The sequence below is a fragment of the uncultured Mailhella sp. genome (genome assembly GCF_963931295.1).
Classification (GTDB): domain Bacteria; phylum Desulfobacterota; class Desulfovibrionia; order Desulfovibrionales; family Desulfovibrionaceae; genus Mailhella.
The window spans coordinates 3,010,215-3,031,104 of record NZ_OZ007001.1; the positions used below are offsets into that span (position 1 = coordinate 3,010,215).

Genomic DNA, 20,890 nt, shown 5'->3' on the forward strand with positions numbered 1-20,890 from the left:
GACGGTGGAGGAAAAGAAGACGGACAGTCTGCTGCCGTTGCTGACGGATCTTTGCGGGGCGCTGGCTCTGGGACAGCATGCCGATACGGACAGGCTCTTTGATCTCACGCGCGCGGGGTCCGGCCCGGACGAGCTGGTGCGTCTGGCCGAGGCCTTCGGCATGATGCTGGTGCGCGTGGAGGCGCGTGAGTTTCAGAACTCGCAGCTCATTCAGCAGCTCAGAACGAAGAACGCCGAACTTGAGGCGCTGCACAAGGTGCTCGTGCAGAAGAACGATGAGCTGCAGAAGAGCGTGGAAGCGCTGTATTCGCCGGGAAACGGCATCATCGGCCAGAGCGAGCCCATGCGTCGGGTGTTCGAGCTCGCGCGTTCCATTGCGCGGCGTCCCATCAACACGCTCATTCTGGGGCCGACCGGCACGGGCAAGGAAGTGCTGGCCCGGTATCTGCATCATCAGTCGCCGCGCAGCCGCGGGCCGTTCATTGCCGTGAACTGCACGGCCATACCGGACACGCTTTTTGAAAGCGCCATGTTCGGCATAGAAAAGGGCGTGGCCACGGGAGTTTCCTCCCGCAAGGGACTGATAGAGGAAGCGAGCGGCGGCACCCTGTTCCTCGACGAGCTTGCGGAAATGAGCCTTGCCAATCAGGCCAAGCTGCTGCGCGTGCTGGAACAGCGGGAAGTCGTGCGCGTGGGCAGCGCGCATCCTGTTCCCGTGAATATTCTTCTGGTGTCCGCCACCAACGTCAATCTGGAACAGGCCGTGAAGGAAGGACGTTTTCGCGAGGATCTTTTCTATCGCGTCAACGTGGTGGAGCTGCGTCTGCCGCCGCTTTGCGAACGCGGAGACGACATTCTGCTGCTGGCGCAGTCTTTTCTTGAGCGCTACTGTGCGGAAATGGGCCGGGAGCGGCTTTCGCTTTCCCCGGCGGTTCAGGGACTTCTGCTGCGCTACGCATGGCCGGGCAACGTGCGCGAACTGAACAACGAAATGAAGCGCGCCGCCGCGCTTACGCCGGGCAATGTGGTGGAGCTTTCCCATTTGTCCGGCCGCATTCTGGAGTCGGAAGCGGGCAGAGAATACCTGTGCCGGCAGGAAAACGCGTCCAGGCGGGGACTCGAGGAGCTGCCGCTCAATCTTCAGAAGGCGGAAGCTATGCTCATTCGCCGTGCGCTGGAAGAGGCGGGAGGACGCAAGGTGAAGGCTGCGGAAATGCTCGGCATCACCCGCGAGGGCCTGCGCAAGAAGCTCCAGCGCATGGCGGAGGAGAATCTATGAATTTTTCTCTGCGCAGCAAATTGTTTCTTCTGGTCGGGGCGGCCATCAGTCTGGCGGCCGTGCCCATCATTCTGTTCAGTCGGGCGAGCCTGCTGGAAAGCGGCATGGAGAGGGAAAGGGAAGCCTTTGTCAACACCGTCATGCTGGTGGAGGACGGGCTCAGCGTCCGGTATCTGAACCTGCTGACTTCCGAAGTGGAGTCGGTGCTGCAGTCCAAGAATGATCTGCGTCAGTACGCCGTCCTGATGCGCGACATGCTGCTGCAGGAACGTACAGACGGGGAGAAGACCAGTCTTGAGCGCTGGAGCGCGGCGTTGAACGCCGAGAGACTGAGCCTGGCCTTTTACGACATGAGCGGCAAAGCTGTGTTCGGGGGAAAGCTGACGGATCTTGTTCTTCTTGACGGAAGACAGGATTTCAAGGGGCAGTCTACGCGTTCCATGCTGGAGCATCGCGAGGCGGTGGCCGACGGTCAGTTCGCCGTTGTGCGAGTGCCCGGAGAGTCTGGACAGGAATTGCCCGTGCTTGTCTGCTTCATGCCGGTTCGGAACAAGGGCACGCTGGTGCTGGCTGCGCCCGTGGCCGACGCGGAAAAGAGTCGGAAGCAGTTGGAAAGCCGCATGGCACTCGGCATTCAGGAGCGTCTGGACACGCTGGAGCTGAGTCGTGGGGCGTCCATTTCCGTGGTTTCGTCCGACGGGCGCGTGCTGGCGGGCAAGGGAGACCCCATGCAGCTCTCGTCGATTCCCAAGGATGTGCTGGAACGGGCAGGCCGGGGACAGGCACAGGAAGGAGACACGGAAGGCTCGGAGAATCCCGTGCTGTACCGTCTGGCCTATTTCAAGGCCATGGACTGGTACGTGGCGGCCGCCATTCCGCTGAGTTCCATCAACGGCCCTGCAGAAATGCTGACACGGCATCTGTTTGCGGTGGCGGCCGTGCTGCTGGCGCTGAGTCTCATGCTCATGCTGGTACTGACCATGCGCATCATTGCGCCGCTGCGTCTGCTCACGCGCAGGGCCGGGGAGATAGCCCGCGAAGATTTCAGTTCCGAGCGGGGCGTGGGCTTTTCCGACGACATCGTGGAAGGACTGCCCGTGGACAGAAAGGATGAAGTGGGGCAGCTTGCCGGAGCCTTTGCGCACATGGTCAAGGCGCTGGACGAGAACATTCGTCGTCTGGTGGACACTCTGGCCGTTCGTCAGCGGCTTCAGGGCGAGCTGAACGCCGCCCACGACATTCAGATGGGCATACTGCCTCCGCCGGACGGAGCGCCGAAAAGTCTCGGCTACTCGGCGGCGGCGTTTCTGGAGCCGGCCAAGGAAGTTGGCGGCGACCTGTACGACTTTTTCACCGCGCCGGACGGTCGGCAGGCAGTGGTTATCGGCGACGTGTCGGACAAGGGCGTGTCCGCGGCGCTGTTCATGTCCATGACGGTCACGCTGGTGCGTTATGCTCTGGCGGAGGGCCTGTCGTGCTCGGAAGCCATGTTGCGCATCAATGAGCGCCTTGCGGAGAACAATCCTTCCTGCATGTTCGTCACTCTGTTCATCGGACTTTTTGATCCCTCGACGGGCCGTCTGGACTACGCCAGCGGCGCGCATTGTCCGCCCTTTGTGGTGAATCCTGATGCCGACGTTCCGGTGCGCAAGCTCACGGAAACCAGCGGTCCGCTGGTCGGCGCGATGCAGGGGCTCGACTACGAGGCGTGTCACGCCGTGATTGCGCCCGGCGAATACTGTCTGCTGTACACCGACGGCGTCTCCGAAGCCATGAACGAAAAGCTGGAACTTTTTGGCGAAGAGCGCATTGCCGCCACGCTGGAACATCTGCGCGGAGCTTCTCCCGACGAGGTGCTGCACGGCGTGATGACGGAAGTGAAAAAGTATCGCGGCAAGGCCCCGCAGTCGGACGACATCACCATGCTCTGTTTCCGTCGTGCGCCCGAGTGATCCGGCAGAGCTCGGCCCTTTCGCCGGGCGGCGGGCGAGCCGGGAAAATCGTTTTTCGGCAGGAAGGGAGCGGCGTCGGTCGGGCGTCGCTTTCTTTCTGCCGAACAGACAGGGCTCCGCCATCATGCAGGACAGGCAGCTGCGGCCGGGCTGACGCCTCGGACCTTTGTTTGCGTAACGCGTGCTCAGATGGCCTAGTTTTCTGGCACAGGCAGGCAAAAGTCGCGACCTCGTTTGACGCAAAGAGAGCCGGAGCGGACAGCGGTCGAAAAAGTTTCCGCGTTCTCGGCGCGGGTGGAGACGGCAGACGGGGCGCTGCCGTTCTGCCTGATTGTGAGAAGCGAATCGGCGTCTTCAGGAGAAGATGAGCGGGCGATACTCCACGGCGGCGTGTTCGCCGTCCGGCAGCGGGCGCACGGCCGTGCCGGCAAGTCCGGCCTTCAGCAGAGCGCAGTTGCGCGCCGTGTCCAGCGCATCGGCAAGCTCCGGATCGGCGTCTTTTGCAGGAGTGCCCCCGCTCATGAGAATGTAGCGCGGCTTGCCGCCGTATTTCAAGGCGAAGCCCCGGAGGTACAGGCCGAGGCGGACATGGAGTCGGAGACTGGCGGCGTTCCCCGGCCACACCGTGGCCATGGAAATGGTGCGGCCGCAGTGCTCGGTGAGACGCATGTTTTCGCGGATCAGCCTTTCCGCCAGTCCTTTTCCCCGGATGTCCGGCCGGATGAAGACCGACTCCAGATGCCGCACGTCGGCCAGCGAGTTTTCGGGAAGAGACATCGAACGGCCGAGATTTTCCGGATCGTCGGGAGCGGGAAAGCGTATGACGCTCGCTCCGGCGAGTTTGTTTTCGCCGTCAAAGGCAAGAAGAATATGACCTGCGCCCTCGATGATGGGCTCGTAGAATTCCCTGTCGTCCGTGGCGAACATGTCGCGGCTCGGCAGACGCTGTTCCACGGCCTTTTCCAGATGAACGAGTTCGTCCAGATCGTCGGGGCCGGCGCTGCGTATGAGAAAATCGTTCATGAGCCCTCCTTGACGAGAACAAGTCCCTGCGACGAGAGCGCCCGGGAAAGCGCGTGGTAGTCCAAGCCGAAGGAAAGATTCATGCCCTCGCGCACGCGTTCCGGGCAGTTCGTGACGTCGAAGGCGGCGTATGCGGAGGATGCCCCGGTGAACGTCATGCCGGGAAAAGGCGGAATCAGACATTCCGGCGCGGTGTGAAAAGTTCCCGTATCGACAAGCGCCATGAGGCGGCCTTTCTTGACGCGGCATTCCAGAACCGTGGTTTCCAGCCGGAAGGCGTCCTGTCTGGCCTCGGGAACGGCGCGGCCGGAAAGCGGATACAGGCCGAGCGTCACTCCGGTGCCGCAGCGGATTTCCCGCACGTCCGCAGGGAGGCTGTCGTGTTCGGCAAATTCCAGCATGTCCGTGCCTCCTGCGGAAATGTCGGCGTCCGGCAGGCAGAAGGGCCGGATGGAATCGAGCGCGTCGAGGGCGCGGGCAAGATGTGTCTGTCCCGGCGCTTCCGAGCTCAGGCAGGCGAAATTGACGCTGATCCCGCGCAGGGGAAAAGCGCAGCGCCTGATTTCTTCGCTCAAGGCGGGAAGTTCTTCCGGCAGAACTCCGTCTCTTCCGTCTCCGACTTCCAGAGAGATGCGAAGCTGCGGCGTGCGGCGTCGCGCCTGCGCCAGAGAGCAGACGACGAAGCGGGAATCGACGTATACGGCGTCGCATTCGGACGCCTCGGCTGCAAACAGGGGAGAGGGCGCATAGACGTGTTGGATTTCCACGCCGCTCAGCCTGGGAAAGGAGTGATGCGGCCAGGCCACAAGGCCGAGCCTGCGCACGGAGCTTCCGCGAAGAATGTCGGCGACAAGCTGCAGATGCAGCGGCGCTTCCTTGAACACGAACATGCACGAGGCTCCCGCCTGGCGGCAGCGTTCGTTGACCACGGCGAGATTATGCCTCAATGCGGCGGGACGTATGAACAGACGGGGCATCAGGATTCCTGTGAATGTGTCTTGCGGGAAAAGCTGAGCGCGGCAAAAAGCAGGGCGCAGCAGAGCGTGAAGACCGCAAGGATGGTGAGACCGGTTTGCGCGTTCCATACGGACATCATGATGCCGAGGCTCAGGGGGCCGAGCACCTGTCCCACGCGCATGGCCACGTTGTAGAAGCCCATGGTGCGGGCACGGCCGAAGCGCTGCGCCGCAGGAAGCGAAAGGGCGTAGGGGCCTTGCCCGTTGGCGGCGATGGAGGTGTTCAGGGCAAGAAGCGCCATGCTGATCACGGCGGCGGCAATGCCGTGGAAGATCACCAGCGCCACGACGCTGAGCGAAACGATGAGCATGGAAAGAAAGAGCGGACGTTCCATGCGTCTGGTTTTGTCGAGCAGCGAGCCCAGAGCCGGTCCGGCGAACATGACGATGATGCAGTAAAGGAGAAACACTCGGCCGATGGTTGCGGGAGACGTTCCGGCCTGACTCAGGGAGAGCGGCATGAAGAACTGGAACAGGCACACGGTGATGAGCGCGTTGGGAATGATGAAGAACGCAAGAAGAGCGCCCATGCGCCTGTCAAAGAAGAAGGAGAGCGTTTCACGCAGGCTGAGGCGGGCGGATTCGTTTTCTTCGCTCTGCCACGGTTCGCGGGGAAGAAGCCGGAACAGCGCGATTGCGGTAACCGCGAGCATGACGGCGGAGGCGGGGAACACGGCGTGATAGCCCAGTCGGTCGGCGATGAGTCCGCCCATGGTGCTGCCGCACAGGGATCCCGCATAGAGCCCTGCGAACATGAAGGCCAGATTGCGGGCCCGGCTGTCTTCCGAGGAATGCGCAATGACGAAGACCTGCGCGGAAAGGTTGATGAAGCCGTATCCGAGGCCGGACATGCCGCGAGCCAGAATGAAGGACAGGGCCGAGGACGAAAGCCAGCTTGCGCAGGAGCCGAGGCATGCCAGCGCGAGACCGGCGAGCAGCATGGGCCTCCAGCCGGATTTCTGACTCCAGAAGCCGCCCACGAACATGGCAAGCCCGGCCATGAACAGTTCGCAGGATACCGGCAGCCCGGAAATCACGTCGGGCGGCAGCCCGAAGAGATCAAGTCCCAGCTCGCCTATGCATATGGGCACGTAGGACATGGACATTTCCGTTGCGAACAGGCATGCGAAAATAATGGGCCGCATGAATTCCGGTGAGCGGGACATGGCGGCTGCCCCCTTGCGGCTCATGAGCAGCAAGAACAGCAGTTCGGAGAGAAACAGCGCCGCCACCACCGTCATGGTCAGGTTGTCCAGCATGACGGAGCGCAGATTGGCGGTCGCCGTGGCGGGATTCATGATGACCTGCACGCTGCCGATGGGCGCGCCGTCGTTAGGATGGCGCATCTCAAGCGTTACGGGTGCGTGCATGGCACTGCGTTTTTGCCATTCCCCTTCGGAAAGAGAGCCCTGCACGTCGGCCGCGGCGTGCAGTTTTCCCGTGACGTCGAATACCGCCATGCCCAGGGTGGAAATCTGCTTCTGGCGTTCCATCATCCAGGAATCAAGGCCGTGTACGCCACTGACGGGGAGTCCCATGCCGGCAAGGCGTTCCAGATCCCAGGTCATCTGACGGGCGAGCTGCGTTCCGGCATGCGTCATTTCCGTTTCATACAGTCGGGACAGGGGCGAGTAGAGCAGACAGAGAATGAGAATCTGTCCGGCTACAAGGGGAATCATGAAGCAGGCGCGCAGCAGAACGGAAAACTTTTTGGGAGAGGAGTGCTGCCGGGGAAAGGCAAAACGATGCAGAAGCAGGGCAAGCAGCAGGCATTCACCCAGCGTGACGCCGAAAAAGAGCGCGAGCTGCCCTCGGGCGGCGTCGGAGAGCAGCTCGGAAATACGCGCCTTGTCGAGGGCCATGAACACATGACCGCTCACGACGCCGTTTCTTCCCCTGATGGGACAGGAGGTCCAGAAATCGTCGTCCGTGGAAAACTTGCGCACCTCTCCGAACACAGGGGAGGCCCCGGCCGGCACCGTCAGTGTGGAAGAGCCGTCGCTCTTCCACTGATGAATGATCCGGCCCGAGGAGTCGGCAACGGCGATGTTGTCCGCTTCGGTTCTGGTGCGGTAGTGCGAGAGAAAGCGTTCCACGGTCTGCGGGCGCAGATTCTTGCCTACGCGGACGAGAAGACCGAGATGATCGGCGATGTCCTGACAGACGAGTCCGTTGATTTGAAATATCGGCTCCTGATACTGTTTGTAGAGCGCGGAGAGCATGAGCGCTCCATACAGAAGCTGCGCGCATAAAAGGGCAAGAACGCCGCCGGCAAGAAGTCTGCGAAGGGGAAGCTGTGTCATCATCGAACAGCCGGAATCTGCTGATAGATTTCATCAACGGCGGCGAGAATGTCCAGAGGGGGATTCCAGCCTATGCGCATGGCTGTTTTCAGATTGATGGCAAGTCCCAGTTCCGGCTCAAAAATCTGATTGACTTCACGAGGTTTCTTGCCGTGAACCACGGCGGCGATGGCTTCGGCCTCAAACTGTCCGATGTCGGCAAAGCTGGCCTGAGCCAGACTCATGAGTACGCCGTATTCCACAAGCTGCGGACCGGCCTGCGCAAAGGACGGAAGTCCGGCTTCAATAATGGGCTCCATGAGTTCGGGAATCTTTTCCACGGGCGTCGAAGTGTAGGTGAGATAAATGGCGTCGGATTCTTTGGAAAGTTCTTCCACGCATTGCTTGAGATTGCGGAATGCCTGATCGGCGTCGGGCAGATCAAGCGGCGCGGAACGGAGCACCAGTTCTATGCCCAGCTCGGCGGCCGTCTTTTCGATTTCTTCCATGGCGGCGGTGTTGCGGCCTTCCGGAGTGTCTTCAAAAGGCACGCCCAGCTTCTTGAAGTGGAAGATTTCGTGGAACATGGAAATCTGACGGCGGAAGCGTCCGGGTTCGAGCTGGGCATGCACGTTGTCTTTGCCGGAATCGTCGGCGGACTTCACAATTCCCGCGGTCACGGCGTCAGTCACGCTCATGGAGAAGACCGGAACGCCCAAATCTTCCGAGCTCATGTCGAGCCCGCTCCACGTGCCCATGGCAATGATCATGTCCACGTCCTTGCGGTTGCGCACGCGGTCGATGATGGCTTCCTTCATATGCTGACGGGCCGAGGCGTCCCAGTCGGCGGAGTAGTGCCCGTCGCGGAGAAAGCGAATGCGTCCCCGGGCGTTGTCGGCCAGCCACAGCCACATATCGGTGGTAGATTCCGTATTTTCCGGCACGGCAACCTGACCGTTGTCGATGAGTCCCAGCTTTTGCAGACCTCGGGCCGTCTGGGCGAGCGTCTGCTGATAGTTGGAGAAGGGGCCGCCTTCCACGTAGATGACCCGCCATGTTTTTTCCTGCGCCCGGGCTTCTCCGCCCACGGTGAGAAAAATAATGACAAAAATAAGCAGCAAAAAGCGGAGGGTACGGAAAGATGCAGTCATGATGCGACCTCGTGAAAGATGGGGAGAATATACGCAATCCGTTCGCAAAATACAATGTTTCCCGCAGGGGAAAAGCTCGGAAAACGTTGGTGCGCCTGTCGGAAATGAAAAAGTCCGTTGTCTTCTGAGGGGAAAATATCATGTGCTGTGATATTTCAGGAAGACTTCACGCCAGAAACGGCTCGGATTTCGGCAATTTTTTATGCTCTCCTGTGACTAAAGGATTTGTATCCGATAGTTCTGAGCGATACGATCACAGAGACGTGGAAAATTTTTAGCATGTCATGGACCAGAGCGAAGATACTGACACGGTGAGAACTATTCGGTATGCCGAGACTGTTAGAGAAGGCAGATTAGGAGGAGGGAAAGGTCCGAGTGTGGCGAGGAGGTCGCCGAGAGAGTGCGTATGTTTCCGGGGATTATGCTGGACGGAGGATGGCCTTTTCGGCAAGGGACAAGGTCAGAGAGTGCGTTTCGGGCGTTGCGGAAAAGGCCCCCAACCGTTTTTCCAGGGCGCAATTCCCTTTTTTCAGACAGGACTGACTTTTCCGCAGACACCGGGGCTGACGAACAAGAGAACGCAGAAAAAGACAAACAGGGCAAGATACGCCCGCGCGAGCAAGGAACGAGATGACGCTGAGAATCCCCTGCGGCACGAGAAAAGACAGCACGGCGGAAAGAGAGGCCTGGGGCGGAAAAAATTTAACAGAAAAGGGAGCCGTGACTCACCATCACAGCTCCCTGAAATTCTGGTCGGGATGACTAGATTTGAACTAGCGACCCCTTGAACCCCATTCAAGTGCGCTCCCAGACTGCGCTACATCCCGACTCTAGCACCGAGTATGAGAAGAATGGAGCTCATGATCAGAATTGAACTGATGACCTCATCCTTACCAAGGATGCGCTCTACCAACTGAGCTACATGAGCATTTCGTCTCTCGGCGAGGTGTGTAATTAGCAGGATGAGGGGTGTCTGTCAAGCTTTCGGGGTAAAAATTTTTTCGCCGGAGATCTGCAAGCGCAAATGTAAGCGAAAAGACAAGTATAATTTACTGATTTTTATAACTATTCATAGAAGATAATTTTTTGGTGCAAAAGCTGATTTAATTGAAATTGACTTTCATTTTCAAAATAGATAAATATCGACCACGGCAGACGAAAAGGGCGGAGAAAGTTGAACGCCCCTATGATCCCCAGCATAAGAATTCAAGGAGAAAACGGAAGATGGAATTTCAGATGCGTTTTCGGCACAGTCACGGAAATCTTCACATTGAAACCATGGGTGGTTTTGACGAAAGCGCGGCGGAAAAACTGCTCCAGCTGGTCCGTCGCGAATGTCCTGTCGGCGGACGTATTTTTATTGACACTACCGGAGTGGACAGCGTTCATCCTTCCGGGAGACATGCGCTGAATGTCGGCCTCGGCGTGACGCTGGTGCCGCCTTCATCATTGTTTTTTAAGGGAGAGAAAGGATTTCAGATGGCTCCGGACGGAAGTCGCGTGCTTGTCGTGAATCCGGAACTTATGAAAAAGCGGACAGGGGCGGAGGCAGAAAGCTCGACACGCCAGAAAAAGCATAAGTGCTGTGGAAACTGTGAGCATTGTACTTGTCGTCATCATAAGCATGGTGGTGAAGAAGTGTGATTTCGTAGAAAATAATAATGACAATATTATTGAAATATAATATATTTTAGTAATTATGCAATAAATTTAGTTAATAAAAGTGTGAATTGATCAGCTTCAGAAACGATTAAAGGGATACCTGCAAAAAGCAGATATCCCATTGATTTCGTTGGTGCGCCTAGCAGGCTTCGAACCTGCGACCCGCTGCTTGGACGTCCTGCGTCCGTATTTTTTACTATTTTTCATATTTTTTTTATTGTATTTTTAGATGGCTATAACTGTCATATCTTGCCTCATTTTTTCAAGCTCTGGCATTATTTTGGCTGTCCAGCTTGGAAATAGGGTTGGAAAATGGAGGGGCGTATGGCGAAGCGAATCAAGGTCAATAAATATCCCGGAGTGTATCATCGAGAGGAAGCACGAATCTCTGGAAAGAGGATCAAGAAGGTATACTATAGTGTTTTCAAAAAAGACGGCGTAACCCGGGAGGAGAAGGTCGGGCGGCAATACGCAGACAACATGATTCCTGCCAAAGCCTCTCACATCCGCAGCGAGAGGATTGAGAACAAGCGGAAGTCTCCCAAGGAAATCCGACTGGAAAGAAAGCAGCAAAAAGCGAACAGCCGAGTCACGCTGGAATTTTTATACGAAGAGTACAAGAAGATGTTTCCTGATAAAAAGAATCTGGGAACGCTTGATGGCTTCATGCGAAACCATCTGAATTAAGATAAAGACTCTGGATGTTGTCGATATAACGACCAGACATGTGGAGGATGTGAAAGAGCTGGCGTATAGGAATAACTTTTCTGATCAGGTCTTTTACCATATTCTTGCGCTGATAAAGCTGTTGGTGAATTTTGGTGAAAAGTATGGCTATGCCGCAAAACCGGAGAGCAGCCAGCTCGGATTCAATATGCTCCGAGTGGATAACAAAAAGACTGAAAATATGACGGATGCACAGTTGGCTGCATATTTGAAAGCCCTGGATGAGGAAACAGGTCAAAATGCAGCCAACTGCTTGCGACTGGCCTTGTATACCGGAATGAGAAGGACAGCTCTTTTCAATCTGAAGTGGTCGGATATCGATTTTGAGTCCGGTATGATAACGCTGCGGGGAGAGGTGGCCAAGAAAGGGAAAACGGATGTTATGCCGTTGCCTCAAGCAGCAAGAAAACTTTTACTGTCCGAATCGTCGTATACAAAGAGCAAAGAATAGGTATCTCCTGGGATAGATGGTGGCACGTAAAGAAATGCTCCGGGTAGTCCAAAGAGTACGGGAGGAAGCTGGTCTTCCAAAGGACTTCAGGCCTATGCATGGGGTAGTCATACTTTTGCATCCAAGTTGATTTCTTCTGGAAAAATTGGATTAGATACCTTGCAGAAATTGTTGTCTCATGAGAATCCAAGTATGACAAACCGATATGCTTATTTAGAAGATGAGGCGATGAAACGGACGGCCAGTATTTTCGATGAAATCTTTGTAAAGGATAGAAATATATAAGTACCAGAGAGCGTAAATATCCAGAGACTAATAGGATAAATATTGAAAGAATATTTCAGAATGAGATATGATTCCTCACCCCCCCCAAAAAAAAAGCCCCGTCCATGCAAGATGAACAGGGCCTGCTGGAAATATTGTTCTGTTTCAGTCGTGGGGTCGCGTATGATTATGCTTCTGCTGATGCCAAGGTTTAAAAGGGGGATCCCGGAAGCTGCCCCTTGTGTCGATCTCGTCCAGCTCTTCCCCGATGTGAATGAACAGAAAGTCGCTCCAGTCGAGTTCAGCCAGCAGTTTTTCGACAAAGCCCACGTCAGGAAATTCTTCGTACCATTTCACATAGTCCCATAAATAGATTTCAGAACCTGAGTCAGAGGCTTCAAGGTGCTTGTCCGCTTAGGTAAAGAGGTCCGTAATAACATAAAACGCCTCAGACTTTTTATCCAAGACGTTCAGTTGCTGGTGCAATGTCTGTACGGCTGACTGAGTAAGAGCCAGTCCAATATCAGACCTGTAACCCACGATTTTCTCCTGTTTATGGTAGTGACTATGAAAAGCCGTGTGGAAGGTGCGCATATTTTTTCATGACGAGCCAAAAGAGCGGGAACATCGACCTCATCCCTTCCGCCGTCATGGAAAAGTTCGATAAGCTCTCCCGAAAGAGTGTCCTTGCTGAGTGGGCGTCTGCCGGGTATTTCCGAGGCGTTGAACCGCTACCAGCCTGAATCCACCTGTCCTTGGTGTCGGAAGTATGGATACACCAGCTTTTCATGGCTAATTCTTTTTCCCGAACTTTTTTATCCAAACTTGTACGCTCCGATTTCCAAGCTGAGTCTGAGTGTTCCTGTTTGCGTATAATGCTAGGCCATAAGTAAGAATTTCAAGTAATTTCTGACCACGAGTATCAGGTTCCATATTTGTTCTCCCATAAAAGAAGAGCTGCCCCGGTGGAGGACAGCTCTTTTGGCAAGTCGAAAGAAAAATTATGCAGCGTCATCGTATTTCCACCAAACGCTTTGCTGCGAATCCCAGCTGAAGCCGGAGCCCCCTGATCAGCTACTTTTTCTCCAGAGTTTTCCAGATGTCACAATACACCTTCTTCCGGCCTCAGGCTGAACCGTCCTGACGCTCACACCGTTGATTTTGGGCAGATTTTGATGAAGCGATACAGGGCAATTCGAGGTGCCTAAAATTTTGTTCGTGGGTGAAAAGTTTTCTGAAGTATCTTTTGGCCTCTGTGGGGATTTTACAGGCCTTATTCGCGTTTTGACCTGTTTTGAGAAATTGAGGCTGTATTTTCATCATTTTCCTTCTCGATACCGAGGATGGCGCACAGAGAATACCTCCGAGCATAGGTGATGACGCTGCCCATTCCCTGTGGATTGTTTTTCGGCAGCGGAATGATGGCGACACTCGATATCCACTGACCGGACTCAGCGTGGATGAGATGCGTTTCCAAGCGATATGTCCAGCTCCTAATTCAACATGATCAGGGCAGGGGTATGGTGTGTGACCTTGAGCGGAAAGAAGGCTGCGGCAGGATCCCATGACAGAGTTGAGGGTGCGTATTCATTGCAGATAAAGGGATTCTTGGCGTCCTTGATGGCAGGTTGAAGTTGCTGTTGGACGATGAGCATAGCCTGAACAAGTTTTGTGATGTCAGGGGATTGGAGAATAAAGCCTCCAGAATAACCAAAAATAGAGGATTCGGCAGAGCAGGAACTTATCATGAACTGCTTTCTTAATATGATATCTATCTGTTTTTATATGATTTACGTTCTATAGACGCCGTTTTTCAAGAGAGTCTGATTAAGGGCATTTTTGTGGCCTTAATGACAAGCGGGAAGAAAAAATATTTTCTTGCAGCTTGGTTTTGGGTCAATGGAAAAGTGACGGTAATATTTTATCTATATTGTCGAAAAAGTGTACTTTTTTGACGCATATGATACTGTCAGTTTCTTTTTCAGACCTATAGCAGGGAACATTCGAAAATTCCAGCAAAAAAATAATGTCAATTTTTATCCGTCCCCCGCCAGCCAAAAAGTACACTTTTTTGACGCTTCGATGAAGGATTTGCGCATGGCAGGGGAGAAACATAGCACCATCACCAGTTATGTGAGTGATATCAATAAGCTGAGTCTGTTCGAGGATTTCGTCAGGAGCAAGTATCTTCCCTACGTACAGAAAAATAAACGGAGCTGGAAGACTGACGAACGGTATCTGAAGCGACATATTCTGCCATATCTTGGAGACTTTCCTTTGGCACAAATTTCCGAAGAAAAGCTCAGAGAATGGCTCTCTGCTCTGGAAAACAACGGACTGGCCTCCAGCTCACGTTATCGCCTGTTTTGTCTGGTTAAATATATTTTGAACCTTGCCGTACGATGGAAGGTAATTCCCGGCAATACCGGTTTTCGGAACGTTCAGTGTCAGTGCAGGCCCTCGCTACGCACTGAAATGCTGAGCGCAGAAGAAAAGCAGAGATTGCTAGAGTTTCTCAAAAAGCACTCTGCCAATGCATCCGCCCGTGCCATTCATCTGCTGCTGCTGACCGGAGCGTCCAAGTCGGAAATTCTATATGCTCGCTGGAGTGATGTGAATTTTGGTCAACGCACGCTCGTTACAAGACGTACACCTTCTGGAGAAAAGCACCATATTTATTTGAGTGACGATGCCATTACCCTTATTAAAACTTTTCCCCGTCGTGCTGGAGTTCCCTGGATGTTTTTCCGTGCGAAAAACGGTAATCGGGTAGTATCGCTGTTTTCTTTCTGGAACAAGCTGAGGAATGCCCTTGGCAGACCTACTCTGCGTCTGAATGATCTTCGTCATGCATTTGTATACTCGCTTATACAAGAAGGAGCGAGCTACAAGGAAGTGCGAACCAGACTCGGTCATTACTCGGTCGAGGTCTTTCAACTTCAATCGGAGCTACTGGAGCAGCGGGCCGGACTCATTGCTGGAGGTTTTCGTGCGTAGCCCTGTTTTTTATATAAGACAGCTTTGCAATAGATATAATCTGTCAGACAAAAGCAGACTTTTGCTCAGTATAGCACTTGTGAGTCTTTGCGCCTGTACACCGCAGCAGCGGACCGTTGCTTCAGTGGAAGAGAGGGCGGCAGCGCCCGCAGGAGATCCTTTCGCTGTAGCCGTTTCCCGCATGATGCCTGGTCAGCAGGAAGTCATGTCCACTCCCTACGGTGCCGATTCTCTGGTCACGCTGGAAAACTCCTATACTTCAGGGCTCGGCCTTTCCTGCCGCAAGGCGCAGGTGACGGCAGGTGGCTTGTCTCATCGTCTGGCCATCTGCCGCGACGACTCGGGCTGGTATGTTTCCGACCCCATCTTTGAACAATCTCAGAGATAAGGCCATGGACAACGCAGTCATCGTGCAGGGCCGCGTCATCTACGCTCTGATGATGCGAGAGGTACATACCATTTACGGTACGTCGCGCCTCGGTTATCTGTGGGCGCTTTTTGATACCGTCATGGGCATTGTCATTTTCTGGGCGTTGCGTGCTTCAGCCGGATTTCATCCCCCCCATGGCATGCCTGTGCTTTTTTTTCTATTGGCGGGATTCGGCCTTTTCTCCATCTTTCGAGGAATGGTGAGCAAATGTATGAGCGCCGTTGCTGGTAATAAGGCCCTTTTGACCTTTCCCCAGGTTACACCGCTGGATCTTATGATAGGCAGAATGGTTGTTCTATGGGGCAAGGAAATTGTCTCTGCTCTCATTCTTATTGTCATAGCAGCATGCTTCAACGTGTATATTTATCTCAATAATTTTGCTATACTATTGTTTACTATTCTTATTACACCACTTCTTGGTCTTGGAGTCGGCCTTATATGTCATGCTTTAAATGTTCTTTTTCCTATAACTGAAAAAATAGTTTCCATTATTTTACGTATTATGTTTTTTACATCTGGAGTATTTTTTTCCATTTCAAAATTTCCATCATATGTCATGGATTATGTGTGGTGGAATCCTATGCTGCAACTTATTGAAATGTGCAGAATGAGTATTTCACAAGGGTACAGAGCCATGCCGTACAGCATGTGTTATCTTACATCAATTACTGTAGTATCTCTATGTTTTGGATTGTTGTTTGAGCGTTATGTCCGGCGGAAACTGCCATGATAGAACTTGAGCATATTACCAAGCGCTATCGTATGGGAAACGGCACGTGGAAAACTGTACTGAATGATATTTCCTATACGTTTCATGAAGGGATCAGCATGGGAATTCTCGGTCTGAACGGTGCAGGGAAGTCTACGCTTCTACGTATCATCAGCGGTGCAGAGGCACCGGACAAGGGACGTGTTAAGCGTACTAGTCGGGTTTCCTGGCCCATTGGCTTCGCAGGAGGCTTTCACGGCGCGCTTACGGGACGGGAGAACATGCGTTTTACCTGCCGCATTTATGGGGCAAATATTAAAGAAGTTACGGACTTTGTTGAAGATTTTTCCGAACTCGGTCCTTACATGGATATGCCCCTCCGTACTTATTCCTCGGGCATGCGGGCCAAGCTGGCTTTTGGACTGAGCATGGCCATTGGCTTTGATTTCTATCTGATTGATGAAGGCTACGCCGTGGGCGATGCCTCTTTCCGGGAAAAGGCGCAGCGCATTTTTGCCGAGCGCAGAAAACATTCCACTCTGCTGGTCATTGCACACAGTACTTCCGTCATTAGAAAGAACTGCGACAATGCCGCCATTTTGAAGGACGGACGGCTTCATTTTTTCAACACACTTAATGATGCGCTGACGGCCTATAAGGGGGTGTGTGATGGAACCGTCTAAACTCTCGTCCGTTGCCGGTCATGGCGGAGAAAGTCAGGAGGCGCTGGCACAGGCGGCAGCCGAGGAGGAGCTTCGGCGAGCCATAAAGGAAGCTACGGCTCATGAAGTATGGCTTCGCGATATTCTGAAACATGCCCGTCTCGAGAAAAAACGTATTGATGCTTCCCTGGAGGAGATGAACGCCGTGGATACGGCGGAGTTTTCCTCCGAGAAGCAGCGTGACCATGCGGAGGCTCTGGCTCTGCTGGAAAGACAGCAGGAGGCCCAGAACAAAAGGATAAAGAGACTTAAATACCTTTATCAGTCCTGCATTGAGAGAATAGAAGAGCTTAATAAACAACAGGCGGGCGAAGCCTTTGAGGAAGCTACGGAAGGCGAGCTTTCTATGGCTGTGGATCAGCAGTCCGAAAAGGAGAAGGGAGGGGGCAGGCGTCTTGCAGGATGCAGACGGTACTGTCTGCCAGCCGTGTTTGTGGTGCCTGCGCTCATGGCGTTGTGCTATTTTTTATTTTTTGCCTCACCCATGTATATTTCCCAAGCTACGTTTGCCATACGTTCAGCCGATACGGGCACATTGTCAGCAGGAAGCGACTTGGCCTCCATTTTTCTTAAAACATCTTCCAGTAATAACGACATCTATATTATTGATGACTATATCAAGAGTCTAGATCTTGTCAGAGCCATAGATAAGACGCTGAATATTATTGGACATTACAGTAACAATGAGCACGATATCATTTCACGGCTATGCCATGAGCCTACCCAGGATGAGCTCATCACCTATTGGCGAAGGCTTATTACGCCGGAGCTGGATCCGGATACCGGTATCATCAATCTGAGTGTGCGCGCCTATACGCCTGAGATGGCGCAGAAGCTCAGCCAAGCCATTCTTTCCGCCAGCGAAGCGCTGGTGAACGCCATGAACGAGCGTGCAAGGCTCGACGCCGTGAAGCTCGCGCGTGAGGAAGTGGGGCGTGCGGAAGAGCGCGTACGTAACGCGCAGATCGCCATGCGTAAGTTTCGGGACAACCACACCATGTTTGACCCGAAAATGACGGCCGAGGGGCTCCAGAGTCTTGTTTCCAGTCTGGAGGCCGAAGCCACGACTCTGCGAACACAGATATCCGAAGCAAAATCGTACATGAACGTCGACGCGCCGCTTTTGAAGTCGCTGAACCAGCGCCTTGCGGCCGTGGAAAAACAGCTTCAGGAAGAAAAGCTGCGTGTGGCTGGGCAGAGCTCCGAGCCGGGCAACCTGAACGCCCTTGTGGCCGACTATGAAGATTTGACCATGGAAGCGGAGTTCGCCCAGAAGCAGCTTGTTTCGGCCATGACTTCCCTTGAACAGTCGCGCATCCAGCAGATGGCGCAGTCACGCTATGTTGTGGCGTATCAGCAGCCCACGCTGCCGGACGAATCGCTGTATCCGAGACCTTTCCTTTTCACGTTCTACGTCTTTGCGGGCATGCTCCTTTTCCTGGGCATTGTCTCGCTGGTGTGGGCGTCCATCCGAGAACATGCAGGATTTTAATATGAAAGCCATATACAACGCCGGCATACTATGTGCGCTGTTCGCACTTTCCGCACAGCCTGTTCTTGCAGCCGGACCTTCTCTTCAGAACTACGGGACAACCGTGCAGTACGGCCAGTCGTCCATGGCCTCTGGCACCCCCCTTCAGGGCGGTCTGCCTGCGTCCGCACAGAGTGGTACGAACGTGGTTTCCCAGTCCACCCCGGGTGGATATCCGCTTTTTAACGCTAACTCTTCAGCCCCGTACCGGGAAAAGCCGTCCACGCCCACAGTGATGGACGCGCCGCCCGCCTGGGCGCAGGGCGGTCTGGCTCCTTCGGCGTCGGCTCTTTTAGCTCCCTTCGGAGCCAATCTGTTCCACGGCAATTTTGCCGGAACCTACAGCGACGGCATGAATGGCAACTATGTCATTCTGCCCGGAGACCGCATCATGGTGCGTGTGTGGGGGGCGAAAACGTATGATGACGTTTTGCCCGTGGACCAGCAGGGCAACATTTTTCTGCCGGAAGTAGGGCCGGTGCATGTGGCCGGACTCAAGCAGTCCGCGCTTCAGGGGGCCGTGCGTTCCCGTCTTGCCTCGGTGTTTACGGACAACGTGAATATCTATGTGAACCTTCAGAGCTCTCAGCCCGTGGCCGTGTACGTGACGGGATTCGTGAATCAGCCGGGCCGTTATGCGGGCAGCCCCATGGATTCTGTCATGTCCTATCTCGACAGGGCAGGAGGCATCACGCCGAACCGCGGTACCTTTCGTCATGTAAAGGTGAAGCGTGGCAACAAGGTGGTTGCAAATCTTGATTTGTACGACTTTGCGCTCAACGGCAACATGCCGGATGTGCGACTGAAAGACGGTGATGTCATTCTTGTTGGAGAGCGCGGGGTCAGTGTGGCGGCCTATGGCATGCTGCGGCAGGAAGCCCGGTATGAGTTCAAGGGGGCAGCCACTGGCGCGCAGCTCATCACTTATGCAAGTCCGCTTTCCAGCGCCACGCATGTGAGCGTTTCCGGCATACGCGGCGGCAGCCCCTTCAACGAATACATGACCATGCAGGAGTTTTCCGCCATGCGTCTTGCGGACGGGGACAGCGTGGAATTTGTGGCAGACAGCCGCGGCCGCACCATTATGGCTTCGGTGAGCGGGGCCATACGCGGGGCTTCGCGCTTCCCTGTGAAGAACAGCACCACGCTGCGCGCGCTGCTTTCCTATGTGGAAGTTGACCCGGCACTTGCCGACGTGTCCGCCGTGTATGTCCGCCGTCAAAGCGTGGCGCAGCAGCAGAAGACCATTCTTGAAGACTCCCTGCATCGTCTGGAGCGCTCGGCCCTCACGGCAACTTCAGCCACGGCGGAGGAAGCGGAAATCCGCGTGCGCGAGGCAGAGCTCGTACAGGACTTCATTCATCGCGCGGCCAGCCTGACGCCGGATGGCGTGGTGGTGGTCAGCCGAGGCGGAGTGGTGCGTGACCTGTTGCTTGAAGACGGTGATGAAATCGTCATTCCGCAGAAGAGCGACGTGGTGCAGGTCTCAGGTGAAGTCATGCTGCCCAAGGCCGTGACCTTCGATAAGTCAATGAAACCGGAAGACTACGTGAAGAGCGCCGGCGGATTTACCGACCGTGCGGATGAGAACACCGTCCTTGTGGCACGCATGAACGGAGAAGTCGGGCCAGTTGGAGAAATGGGCGTGCGCGCTGGGGATCGCATCCTCGTCATGCCCCGTGTGGATACCAAGAATCTCGAACTGGCCAAGGGTATCACCCAGATACTCTACCAGATTGCCGTGGCCACCAAAGTGGCTGTGGGGCTGTAACATGAAATCGCCTGCCGTCAGTGTCATCATTCCCGTGTGGAACGGCGGAAAATACTTCCGTGAGTGCCTGGACAGCGTTCTTGCTCAGACCTTGAGGGATATCGAGGTACTCATTGTGGATGACGCTTCTACGGACGGAAGCGGCGCCGTGGCTGAGGAGTACGCTGCACGTGATGCCAGAATCACGGTGCTGCATCAGAAAGAGTCCATGGGAGCGGGACCGGCAAGAAACGCAGCCATGGCGATGGCCAAAGGCCAGTATATCGCGTTTATGGATAGCGATGACCTGTATCCTTCCGACAAAGTGCTGGAGACTCTTTATCATAAAGCAGTGGAGCAGGATGCTAATATATGTGGAGGATCACTCTATAAAATAGATGCAGATGGAGCTATTTTGAATATGAATATTCCATACCAGTTCTTTACAGAAGAACGATGGTATCAGTATCAAGACTATCAATATGACGGAGGATTTTATCGTTTTCTGTATAGAAGAGTATTTATTAATAAATACAATCTTCGTTTTCCGGCATACAAGCGTTTTCAGGATCCGGTATTTTTTGTTAATGCTATGATATATAGTGGAAAATTTTATGTTATTCCTGGATGGGTATATGCATATAGGAAGGAACATAAATTTATAATATGGGACACAAAAAGTATTTGTGATCACTTGCATGGTGTATGTAATATACTTGATATTTCAAATAAATATAAACTTAATAAACTTCACTGTATAATGCTAAAAAATATTTATATTACTATAACTAAAAGAGCAAAAAAACATATAAATTTATATGTAATAAAGAATATATTTTATACTATATTACATATAAATTTTATAATATGGATAAAGTATGTATATAAAAAATATAAATATTTTTGATGTGTTTTTTTATGTAATTTTTTATGCGCGTGAGGGGG

The 20,890-nt window shown here is 53.8% G+C and carries 19 protein-coding genes and 2 tRNA genes; 12 read left to right on the forward strand and 9 right to left on the reverse strand.

Annotated elements, in window-relative coordinates; translation table 11 throughout:
- The first annotated feature begins 4 nt into the window (after window positions 1–4).
- Both ABGT79_RS12850 and ABGT79_RS12855 read left to right on the forward strand, forming a co-directional pair.
- A complete protein-coding gene (locus tag ABGT79_RS12850; protein ID WP_346666510.1) occupies window positions 5–1,279 on the forward strand; it encodes a sigma-54 dependent transcriptional regulator in 1,275 nt (424 codons plus the stop codon).
- On the forward strand, window positions 1,276–3,231 hold the full coding sequence (locus ABGT79_RS12855; RefSeq protein WP_346666511.1) for a SpoIIE family protein phosphatase: 1,956 nt from the start codon (window positions 1,276–1,278) through the stop codon (window positions 3,229–3,231). The genes ABGT79_RS12850 and ABGT79_RS12855 overlap by 4 nt, the downstream gene beginning before the upstream one ends.
- A 354-nt stretch (window positions 3,232–3,585) precedes the next feature.
- Here ABGT79_RS12855 and ABGT79_RS12860 read toward each other — a convergent pair whose 3' ends face one another.
- From ABGT79_RS12860 to ABGT79_RS12885, 6 genes are all read right to left on the reverse strand, one after another.
- Window positions 3,586–4,254 (reverse strand): GNAT family N-acetyltransferase, encoded by a 669-nt coding sequence (locus ABGT79_RS12860; RefSeq protein ID WP_346666512.1) that lies wholly within the window; start codon window positions 4,252–4,254, stop codon window positions 3,586–3,588.
- Complete coding sequence (locus tag ABGT79_RS12865) at window positions 4,251–5,231, reverse strand: alanine racemase (RefSeq protein ID WP_346666513.1); 981 nt, start codon at window positions 5,229–5,231, stop codon at window positions 4,251–4,253. The genes ABGT79_RS12860 and ABGT79_RS12865 overlap by 4 nt, the downstream gene beginning before the upstream one ends.
- Window positions 5,231–7,573 carry an MFS transporter gene (locus ABGT79_RS12870; protein ID WP_346666514.1) on the reverse strand — a complete coding sequence of 781 codons (2,343 nt, stop codon included), beginning with the start codon at window positions 7,571–7,573 and terminating at the stop codon, window positions 5,231–5,233. Before ABGT79_RS12870 ends, ABGT79_RS12865 begins: the two co-directional genes overlap by 1 nt.
- A complete protein-coding gene (locus ABGT79_RS12875; RefSeq protein WP_346666515.1) occupies window positions 7,573–8,703 on the reverse strand; it encodes an ABC transporter substrate binding protein in 1,131 nt (376 codons plus the stop codon). The genes ABGT79_RS12870 and ABGT79_RS12875 overlap by 1 nt, the downstream gene beginning before the upstream one ends.
- 750 nt (window positions 8,704–9,453) lie before the next feature.
- A tRNA-Pro gene (locus ABGT79_RS12880) sits at window positions 9,454–9,530 on the reverse strand.
- Between the two features lie 25 nt (window positions 9,531–9,555).
- Window positions 9,556–9,631 (reverse strand) — tRNA-Thr (locus ABGT79_RS12885).
- 296 nt (window positions 9,632–9,927) lie between these two features.
- Here ABGT79_RS12885 and ABGT79_RS12890 point away from each other — a divergent pair.
- The 3 genes from ABGT79_RS12890 (at window position 9,928) to ABGT79_RS12900 (ending at window position 11,542) form a co-directional block, all read left to right on the forward strand.
- Complete coding sequence (locus ABGT79_RS12890) at window positions 9,928–10,347, forward strand: peptidylprolyl isomerase (RefSeq protein WP_346666516.1); 420 nt, start codon at window positions 9,928–9,930, stop codon at window positions 10,345–10,347.
- Window positions 10,348–10,689: 342 nt separating this feature from the next.
- Window positions 10,690–11,052, forward strand: a complete 363-nt coding sequence (locus ABGT79_RS12895) for a hypothetical protein (protein ID WP_346666517.1) — start codon at window positions 10,690–10,692, stop codon at window positions 11,050–11,052.
- A 40-nt stretch (window positions 11,053–11,092) separates the two neighbouring features.
- Entirely contained in the window at window positions 11,093–11,542 is a 450-nt protein-coding gene (locus tag ABGT79_RS12900; protein ID WP_346666518.1) for a tyrosine-type recombinase/integrase, read from the forward strand.
- 429 nt (window positions 11,543–11,971) lie between these two features.
- On the opposite strand, the gene ABGT79_RS12905 is transcribed toward ABGT79_RS12900, so the two are convergent.
- From ABGT79_RS12905 to ABGT79_RS12915, 3 genes are all read right to left on the reverse strand, one after another.
- Window positions 11,972–12,163: a hypothetical protein gene (locus ABGT79_RS12905; protein WP_346666519.1), complete on the reverse strand. Its 192-nt coding sequence runs from the start codon at window positions 12,161–12,163 to the stop codon at window positions 11,972–11,974.
- 916 nt (window positions 12,164–13,079) lie between these two features.
- The gene (locus tag ABGT79_RS12910) at window positions 13,080–13,283 is read right to left on the reverse strand and encodes an ERF family protein (RefSeq protein WP_346666520.1); all 204 of its coding nucleotides are present in this window, start codon (window positions 13,281–13,283) and stop codon (window positions 13,080–13,082) included.
- 16 nt (window positions 13,284–13,299) lie between these two features.
- Complete coding sequence (locus tag ABGT79_RS12915) at window positions 13,300–13,554, reverse strand: hypothetical protein (protein WP_346666521.1); 255 nt, start codon at window positions 13,552–13,554, stop codon at window positions 13,300–13,302.
- A 193-nt stretch (window positions 13,555–13,747) separates the two neighbouring features.
- Here ABGT79_RS12915 and ABGT79_RS12920 point away from each other — a divergent pair, with 193 nt between their 5' ends.
- The 7 genes from ABGT79_RS12920 (at window position 13,748) to ABGT79_RS12950 (ending at window position 20,852) form a co-directional block, all read left to right on the forward strand.
- Window positions 13,748–14,803 carry a tyrosine-type recombinase/integrase gene (locus ABGT79_RS12920; protein ID WP_346666522.1) on the forward strand — a complete coding sequence of 352 codons (1,056 nt, stop codon included), beginning with the start codon at window positions 13,748–13,750 and terminating at the stop codon, window positions 14,801–14,803.
- Window positions 14,804–14,984: 181 nt separating this feature from the next.
- Window positions 14,985–15,191, forward strand: a complete 207-nt coding sequence (locus tag ABGT79_RS12925; protein WP_346666363.1) for a DVU3141 family protein — start codon at window positions 14,985–14,987, stop codon at window positions 15,189–15,191.
- A gap of 4 nt (window positions 15,192–15,195) precedes the next feature.
- Window positions 15,196–15,963: an ABC transporter permease gene (locus ABGT79_RS12930; protein WP_346666523.1), complete on the forward strand. Its 768-nt coding sequence runs from the start codon at window positions 15,196–15,198 to the stop codon at window positions 15,961–15,963.
- Window positions 15,960–16,625: an ABC transporter ATP-binding protein gene (locus ABGT79_RS12935; RefSeq protein WP_346666524.1), complete on the forward strand. Its 666-nt coding sequence runs from the start codon at window positions 15,960–15,962 to the stop codon at window positions 16,623–16,625. Before ABGT79_RS12930 ends, ABGT79_RS12935 begins: the two co-directional genes overlap by 4 nt.
- Window positions 16,612–18,156, forward strand: a complete 1,545-nt coding sequence (locus ABGT79_RS12940) for a capsule biosynthesis protein (RefSeq protein WP_346666525.1) — start codon at window positions 16,612–16,614, stop codon at window positions 18,154–18,156. The genes ABGT79_RS12935 and ABGT79_RS12940 overlap by 14 nt, the downstream gene beginning before the upstream one ends.
- 1 nt (window position 18,157) lies before the next feature.
- The gene (locus ABGT79_RS12945) at window positions 18,158–19,966 is read left to right on the forward strand and encodes a polysaccharide biosynthesis/export family protein (RefSeq protein ID WP_346666526.1); all 1,809 of its coding nucleotides are present in this window, start codon (window positions 18,158–18,160) and stop codon (window positions 19,964–19,966) included.
- 1 nt (window position 19,967) lies between these two features.
- Entirely contained in the window at window positions 19,968–20,852 is an 885-nt protein-coding gene (locus tag ABGT79_RS12950) for a glycosyltransferase family 2 protein (RefSeq protein WP_346666527.1), read from the forward strand.
- Window positions 20,853–20,890: the final 38 nt, after the last annotated feature.